The 7,714-nt window shown below is 57.5% G+C and carries 8 protein-coding genes; 2 read left to right on the top strand and 6 right to left on the bottom strand.

The window, feature by feature from the left end:
* The 6 genes from O6929_04240 to O6929_04215 all read right to left on the bottom strand — a co-directional run.
* On the bottom strand, window positions 1-258 hold a 258-nt coding region (locus O6929_04240), incomplete at its 3' end, for a malate dehydrogenase (protein MCZ6479607.1).
* A 280-nt stretch (window positions 259-538) separates the two neighbouring features.
* On the bottom strand, window positions 539-1,849 hold the full coding sequence (locus O6929_04235) for a citrate synthase (GenBank protein MCZ6479606.1): 1,311 nt from the start codon (window positions 1,847-1,849) through the stop codon (window positions 539-541).
* A gap of 149 nt (window positions 1,850-1,998) precedes the next feature.
* The gene (gene icd, locus O6929_04230) at window positions 1,999-3,225 is read right to left on the bottom strand and encodes an isocitrate dehydrogenase (NADP(+)) (GenBank protein MCZ6479605.1); all 1,227 of its coding nucleotides are present in this window, start codon (window positions 3,223-3,225) and stop codon (window positions 1,999-2,001) included.
* A gap of 30 nt (window positions 3,226-3,255) precedes the next feature.
* A complete protein-coding gene (locus O6929_04225; GenBank protein ID MCZ6479604.1) occupies window positions 3,256-4,635 on the bottom strand; it encodes an FAD-dependent oxidoreductase in 1,380 nt (459 codons plus the stop codon).
* Between the two features lie 120 nt (window positions 4,636-4,755).
* Window positions 4,756-5,031, bottom strand: a complete 276-nt coding sequence (locus tag O6929_04220) for a carboxymuconolactone decarboxylase family protein (protein ID MCZ6479603.1) — start codon at window positions 5,029-5,031, stop codon at window positions 4,756-4,758.
* A 49-nt stretch (window positions 5,032-5,080) separates the two neighbouring features.
* A complete protein-coding gene (locus O6929_04215; protein ID MCZ6479602.1) occupies window positions 5,081-5,494 on the bottom strand; it encodes a hypothetical protein in 414 nt (137 codons plus the stop codon).
* A gap of 682 nt (window positions 5,495-6,176) precedes the next feature.
* Between O6929_04215 and O6929_04210 the strand changes: the two genes are divergently transcribed.
* Together O6929_04210 and O6929_04205 are read left to right on the top strand one after the other, a co-directional pair.
* Window positions 6,177-7,103: a glycosyltransferase family 2 protein gene (locus tag O6929_04210; protein MCZ6479601.1), complete on the top strand. Its 927-nt coding sequence runs from the start codon at window positions 6,177-6,179 to the stop codon at window positions 7,101-7,103.
* Between the two features lie 183 nt (window positions 7,104-7,286).
* Window positions 7,287-7,631, top strand: a complete 345-nt coding sequence (locus tag O6929_04205; protein ID MCZ6479600.1) for an EamA family transporter — start codon at window positions 7,287-7,289, stop codon at window positions 7,629-7,631.
* The last annotated feature ends 83 nt before the right edge of the window (window positions 7,632-7,714 follow it).

Here is a 7,714-nt window from a genome sequence, read left to right as displayed (position 1 = left end):
GCCCGGCTTTCTGGCGATGCCGGCCGTGATGACGACCACATCGGAATCGACCGTCTCCTCGTAGCCGTTCGTCCCCACGATCCGGCTATCAAACCCCTCCACGGGACCTGCCTCCCAGAGATCCAAGGCCTTGCCCTGGGGCAGTCCCTCGATGATATCCACGAGCACGATGTCTCCCAGCTCTTTACCCGCCGCCCAGTGTGCCGCGGTCGCGCCCACGGCCCCTGCTCCAATGATGCTGATCTTTGGCCTACCCATGGTTGATCCCCTCACTCTCGTTCAGGGTTCACGGTTTATAGTTCAATGTCCAAAGTCCAAAGTCAGGGTTGAGAGCTTAGAGTCTAGAGTCCAACGTCGAGGATCCAACACCTAAAACCTAACACGCAAGACCCAAGACCCGGCACTCCACACCCAACCACTAGTCACCAGCCACTAGCCACCAGACACTTTTTTGTTATCGGTCATCGGACGTCGGTCATCAGTTAACGGTGAACGGTGGCCAGTTCGAAGCCAAACTGCGAGAACATTGAGGACTCAGCTAGCGTCGCTTCTGCAGCGACACATAGTCACGGTGATCGGCCCCGGTATAGACCTGCCGCGGCCGGGCGATCTTCTGCTCCGGATCCAGCAGCATCTCCTGCCACTGGGCGAGCCAGCCGGGGGTCCGGCCAATCGCAAACAGCACCGGATAAATGTCCACGGGGAACCCCATCGCCTGGTAGATGATCCCCGAATAGTAATCGACGTTCGGGTAGAGGCGGCGCTTGACAAAGAAATCATCCTCCAGGGCGATCCGCTCCAGCTCCAGTGCGATGTCCAAGAGGGGGTTTCGCCCGGTGACCTCGAAAACTTTTTCGGCAATCTCCCTGATGATCTTGGCCCGGGGATCGTAGTTCTTGTACACCCGGTGCCCAAACCCCATGAGCAGCGCCTCCCGCGCCTTGACCTTCTTGACAAACTCGGGAACATTTTCCTTCGAGCCGATTTCCCGCAGCATCCGCAGGACCGCCTCGTTGGCCCCCCCGTGCAGTGGCCCGTACAGCGCTGCACAGGCCGCCGCCACCGCGGAGTAAGGATCCACGTGGGAGCTGCCCACACTACGCATGGCGTTGGCGCTACAGTTTTGCTCGTGGTCCACGTGGAGGATGAAGAGCACATCCAGCGCCCGCTCGAGAATGGGATCTGGCTTATATTTCTGCTCAGTCATCTTGAAGAGCATGTTGAGGAAGTTGCCGCTGTACGAGAGGTCGTTGTCTGGATACGCGTAGGGCATCCCCAGGCTGTGCCGGTATGCGAAGGCCGCCAAGGTGGGCATCTTGGCGATCAGGCGGAAAATCTGCTTCTGCCGGCTGGCCGGGTCCAAGATACCTTTGGCGTTCGGGTAGAAGGTGGAAAGGGCCCCCACCGTCCCCACCAGAATCCCCATGGGGTGGGCGTCGTAGTGAAACCCGTCTATGAACTTCTTGATGTTCTCGTGGATCATGGTGTGGTGGGTAATGTTGTAGACCCACTCCTCCAGCTGCCTCCCCGTGGGCAGCTCACCATGGAGGATCAGATAAGCCGTCTCGAGGAACGTGCTTTGCTCGGCCAACTGCTCGATCGGATACCCCCGGTACCGCAGGATCCCCCGCTCTCCGTCGATGAAGGTAACCCCGCTTTTGCACGAGGCCGTATTCATGAAGGCGGGATCGTAGCTCAGGAGCCCGAAGTCCTCCTCGGACACCCGGATCTGCCGGAGATCACCTGCCTGAATGGACGCCCCGTACGTCGGATACAGGCCGTACTGGATGGGGAGCTCGTAGGTCTTGCCGGTGCGGTTATCAGTAATCGTCAACGTGTCCTTTCCCATGATCTGTCCTCCACAACTCGCGGTTCAGGGTTCATCGTTCATAGTTCAGGGTTCACGGTTCAGAGTCATTGGTGGTCGGTGATTGGTGAACACCACCAGCCACTAGCCACCCATCACTTGTCCTCGTCGGTCATCAGTCATCGCCCAGTTCAGCCCATGTTCTCGATAATCGCGTCCCCGTACTGTGAGCACTTCACCTCGGTCGCCCCCTCCATCAACCGTGCGAAGTCATAGGTCACTCGCTTCTGCTGAATGGTTTGCTCCATCCCCCGATAGATGCGGTCAGCCGCCGGATGCCAGCCCAGGTGCTCGAGCATCATGGCCCCGGCGAGGATGACCGCACCCGGGTTGACCTTGTCCTGGCCCGCATACTTCGGGGCGGTGCCGTGGGTCGCCTCAAAGAGCGCCGTTGGGATCCCGATGTTGGCCCCTGGCGCGATCCCTAAACCCCCCACCTGGGCGGCGCAGGCATCGGAGAGGTAGTCTCCGTTGAGGTTGGGGGTAGCGAGGATGTCATACTCATCGGTCCGGGTAAGGATCTGCTGGAACATGCTGTCGGCGATTCGATCCTTGACCACCACCACCCCCTCCGGGGCCCGGCCCTTGTATTTGGCCCAGAGGTCGTCTTCGAAAACGGTCACGTTGGCGAATTCCTCCCGGGCCAGCTCGTACCCCCAGTCCCGGAAAGCCCCCTCGGTATACTTCATGATGTTGCCCTTGTGGACGAGGGTGACGCTTTTTCGCTTTCGAGCAAGGGCGTATTGAATCGCCATCCGGACGAGCTGTTTGGTGCCCGTCACGCTGATCGGTTTGATCCCGACGCCGGAGTCGGGCCGGATTTTGGCCTTCATCTCTTTGGTGAGAAACTCAATGACCTTCTTCGCCCCCGGTGAGCCCTGGGCCCACTCGATCCCGGCGTAGACATCCTCGGTATTCTCCCTGAAGATGACCACGTCCATCTTCTCCGGATGCCTCACCGGGCTCGGACTGCCCCGAAAGTAGCGGACCGGTCGGACGCAGGCGAAGAGGTCGAGGATCTGCCGCAGCGCGACGTTGAGGCTCCGGATGCCGCCCCCGACTGGGGTGGTGAGGGGCCCCTTGATGGCCACGATGTGATCCCGGATGGCCGTGATGGTCGCCTCAGGGAGCCACTCCCCGGTCTGCTTTTGAGCCTTTTCGCCAGCGAGGATCTCAGTCCAGACGATGCGTTTCTGCCCCCCGAAGGCCTTCTCGACGGCTGCATCGATGACCCGCACACTCGCCGCCCAAATATCGGGTCCGATCCCATCCCCCTCGATGAAGGGGATGATAGGATCGTCGGGGACGACGAGTTGTCCGTCCTTGAACTGAATCCTGGTCCCGTTACCCTTTGCCACCTTGGTGACATCCTCCGATGTAAAAGCGAGTTAAGCTTGCTGCCTCTTTATCACCTTTTCCCCAATGGCCTGAAGCATTTCATTGTTGGTGCCGAACTTAAACTCCTTGAGGCCCCGCTTGCCGGCCTCCTCCCACTCGACCTGCTCCAGAATACGCCAGAGTCCCTTATGGACCACCGGGACCGACTCCTCCCGAAGACGGTGATACACGGTGCCAATCCGCTCGTAGATCTCCCGGCGAGAGAGCCCGGGGACCGCGGCCAGGAAGCGGTTGATAACAGATGCCCCCTTTTCCCCGTCGAGCTTCGCTTTGCCGATCACTCCCTCGCTGGCGTTCCGCGACCAGCCGATGACAAAGACGCCATCTATGAACTGCTCGGCCTCGGGGTCATAGGCTTGATAGGGTGCCGCCTCAGGGTCCTGAGGATCCGGGGTGGGATTAGTCGTATAGCCCCAGCCTCCCTTAATGGCGGCAAGACCGAGGTCGTGGTCCACGACGTCCCCGACGGCAAAGACCACCGTGTCCACCGGAAGCTCCATCATCTCGCCCAAACCCTTGGCGGCCAGCTTGCCGCCTCGGTCGACTAACGTGTTTTCTTCTATCTCCAGGGCGACTATGCGCCCGGTCTCATCCCGGATGACCCGCTTCGGTGACGAGAGAAAGCGAAAGGTGAGACGGGTCGGACTCTTGCCCCCCTTTAGCTCAACATGACAGTCCTTGGTCAACTCTTTATAGAGGGTGTCCATGTCCTGGCCAAGCGGTTCGAGCCGGGCTCGAATCCGCTCGAGCTCCGCCGTTAACGCCTCCTTGTCGATGTTCCAGGCGACGGCCCGCATCTCGCGGTCATCATAAGCCCGCTCTTTCGGTCCTCGCCGAGCTACGGCCATCACCTCAGGAACCTTACGGACCGTGACCAGATAGTGGGCGATATCCACCATGACATTGCCGACGCCGATGATGACCACGCGGTCACCCATGGGAAAGTCTTTCTCACTAAAGGGAGGGAGGAGATTGAAGTGATAGACCAGATCCTTGGCATGATACACGGATGGCCCTTCGTCCCCAGGAAGGCCTAACGACTTCGTCCCCTGGGCCCCGGCCCCAACGACGATCGCGCTCGGTTTCAGATCCTTGAGATCGCTGAGACTCACGGCCGCCGCCGCCCCCACCTGGACGTTGCCAAAGTACACGACCCGGGGATCAGCGAGGATCCGCCGAAAGTGCTTCCGCAGGCCTTCCTTCATCTGGTGCTTCGACGGGTAGATGCCATACTCCGCCAACCCCCCCGGTTTGATATCCCGGTTCAGGATCATGACGGTATGCCCCTTCTCGGTGAGCTTGGCGGTGGCATACAGGGCCGCAGGTCCGGCCCCTACCATGACGACGAGATGTCCGTTCCGCTCCTGCATCAATTCTCCATCCGTTCCTTTTGTTCCTTTTGCTCTGCCATCATGCCGCCGGCCACCATCACCGCTTCTTCTTGCGCGGGCCCCGTCTCTTCGAGAGGACATCGTCGACCCAGGTCAGGGCTACCATCGCCGTGGGGAAACCGGACGTGGTGATGGCCAGGAGCGCCACCTGATGGAATCCTCCGCACTGGCCCCCTGCTCGATGGCCAAGCGGGTGTGGGCCTTGACCGCCCCCTCCAGACGGCCGCCAATCGCGATCCCCAGCTTGATCAGTTCTCGGCACTTCGGCCTGAGTGGCCCCTCCTGGTGGACTGCCGCGCCCATATGATCATAAGCCTTCCACACCCGCCGGAAGGCCTCTTGAAAGTGCTTGTAGGCTGGCGGTAGTTTCCCCATAACTCCTCCCCTATTATGTCACCCTTCCGCGGGCTTCTTCTTTCTTATCTTATCCTCGTTCCACAGATCCGTCATCCAGAGCAGTCACGGTTGCAGCCTCTGCCCCCAGGGGTGAGAGCCTATGCCGAAGAGGTTCTCCTGGCCCGATCACCCGCCCATGGAGGAAGGAGTAGTGACGAAACCGGGCTGGCATATGGGAGCCGACCGAGGCGATCCCCACGACCAGCAGGAGAAGCAATATTCGGGCCTCCCAGAAGAAAGGGACGGCCAGCAGGATTCCGAGCTTGACGAGAACCGTGATCCCCTTTCCCAGGAAGACCGAGTAAAGCCCCACGGCATACACCTCCAGGGCGATTAACCCGATGCCGCTCAGGATGGTCAGCCAGAGGGACGGCAAGAGTTTCTCTGCGTCGACCGCAAAGGTATGGCCGCCTAGTAGTATACCAAAGGCCGCCAGATGCAACGTCCGAAAAGCAATAGACTAGGCCCTCGCTCCCGGCAGGAACCATATGCTCCGGAAAGAACCAGTCTCGCAAAAACCCGGCCATCGCCTTTGCTCCTTTCCGACCCCAAAACCTGCTCAAAGGGCACGCAATGACGCCGGGAGTGAGCAATGTGGGTGCCACGGAGAAATAGACACGCCCGTAAAGTGCTAACGTATGAATTCTTCAGGATTAGATTGGATGGATAAGAAGTGAAGCAGCCAAGACCTTGAGAGACCAGTGAGACACACCTGCCCCGAACGGCTTTCAGGGGGAGCGCGAAAGACAACGAGGATGTTGACAAGATCGCGGTTTAGCTGAATGGGACAGAACTGCCCCATGTCGTGAGACTGTCCCAAGGTCAGGGGCAAGGCGGGGCGACCTCGCTCAGGCTGCTACTACCCACGGGGTTTCTGTCCTACTCCATCTCGGCTGGGTGAATCTAATAATTACTTGTACTCGATCAAGGTGCATACAGTTGAGGGGATTTCCGCCACTCACTTGACACAATCCCCATCGTAGCACAAAATGACTCTCGTCATTGCTTCCATGGAGGATCCTCCATAGCCTGAAACTGCCTTTGAGAGATCTGGTGATAGAACCCTGATAGGTAAGATTCATAGCTCACCGCACGGCCCGGGAGGGCGATAGGAACTTAACCCTATGTCACATCCGCATATCAGCCTCATTATTCCTATTTATAATGAGGAAGCCCTGATTGAACCGCTTCTCGAAAGGTCTATCCATGTCCTGAATAGCATGACTGAGGATTTTGAAATCATCGCCGTCGATGATGGAAGCACGGACCACAGTCTCCGCACGTTGCGCGAATACCACGACAAAGATAACCGAATGAAGGTCTTAGTCCTTTCCAGAAACTTTGGTCACCAAGCCGCCTATACCGCAGGGTACCACTATGCGAAAGGGGACTACATCGCCATGATGGACGGCGATCTGCAAGACCCCCCAGAGTTATTAAAAGATATGTACGATCGTCTCATCACCACAGATTGCGATATCGTATCTGCCAAGAGGATCCACCGGCAAGAAAAGTTCACAAGACGCTTATTGGCAAAGTCCTTTCATTTTGTTTTTGCACGCTTATCAGCAATGCAACGCCTTGTGGATGTTGGCAATTTCTCTCTGTTCAATCGAAAGGCCTTATCCGCGATGTTATCATTTCACGAAAAACACAGGTACTTACCGGGATTGAGATCTCTGATCGGGTTCAACCACGAGTATGTCGAATATTCCAGGCAGGACCGACCGACTGGCAGGTCAAGAATGACTGTTCGAATGCTGTTCAGGTTAGCCTTCGATGCCTTTTTTTCATTTTCGGACCTTCCGATCAAGGCGTGCTTGTGGACAGGGTTATTCGGCATCGTTTTACTTGTGTTTGCAACGCTATACATACTAATCAGCAAAGTTGTAGGACTTGCCCCCCTGGGCTGGTCATCGACGTTATTGAGCATCTACTTTCTTGCTTCGGTCCAGCTGCTATTCCTCGGCATCATCGGCGAATACATTTCGAGAATCTACAGAGAAACGCAGAACAGACCCATCTTTATAGTCCAAGAGTATATAGACTAACCCCGCCACCCCATCTCCCTAGCCCGCACACGCGGGGCGGAGTCGAAGCCCGGAAGGCAGATTATTCACTTCTATGTGAATAATCCGGGCTAGGTGACTCGAGGCGTGGAGCCCCTCATCCTCGGTTAAACTGAACACGCTGAAAAGGGAAATAGATCTAATTAACTATTGAAAGGATATCTGATGATGACATCGTTTTGGGATATTTTCCTGGTCTTAATAACCGCCTTGCTGGCTGCTGTCGGGCAGCTCTTCTTCAAATGGGGGGCCGGCTCGATCTCGTCTAATCTGTGGGACTGGGTCCTCAACTGGTCCCTCATCGTGGGACTCGCGTTGCACGGCGTGGGTTTCGTCCTCTTGGTCGTTGCCCTCAAGCAGGGGTACCTTTCCATCCTATATCCTGTGCTGGCCACAAGTTACATCTGGGTTGCCCTGCTGTCGGTGCGTTTTCTCGGCGAGCCCTTCTCGACGACCCAATGGATAGGGACGGCCCTGATCATGGGTGGCATTAGCCTGATCGTGCGATAAGAGGATCGCACGGGGAACATCCTCAACCCTCACCTTTTTCTCTTCGGCTTCTTGCTTGCCATGAAGACCCAGGCCCAATTGAG

Source organism: Candidatus Methylomirabilota bacterium, assembly GCA_027293415.1.
Lineage (GTDB): Bacteria > Methylomirabilota > Methylomirabilia > Methylomirabilales > CSP1-5 > CSP1-5.
The sequence above is the reverse complement of the archived record's forward strand: the minus strand, read 5'-3'. Positions and strand labels throughout refer to the sequence as shown.

Coding starts and splice junctions, on each gene's coding strand:
- O6929_04205 (MCZ6479600.1), top strand. CDS start 7,287: ATGATGACATCGTTTTGGGATATTTTCCTGGTCTTAATAACCGCCTTG.
- O6929_04225 (MCZ6479604.1), bottom strand. CDS start 4,635: ATGCAGGAGCGGAACGGACATCTCGTCGTCATGGTAGGGGCCGGACCT.
- O6929_04235 (MCZ6479606.1), bottom strand. CDS start 1,849: ATGGGAAAGGACACGTTGACGATTACTGATAACCGCACCGGCAAGACC.
- O6929_04210 (MCZ6479601.1), top strand. CDS start 6,177: ATGTCACATCCGCATATCAGCCTCATTATTCCTATTTATAATGAGGAA.
- O6929_04220 (MCZ6479603.1), bottom strand. CDS start 5,031: ATGGGGAAACTACCGCCAGCCTACAAGCACTTTCAAGAGGCCTTCCGG.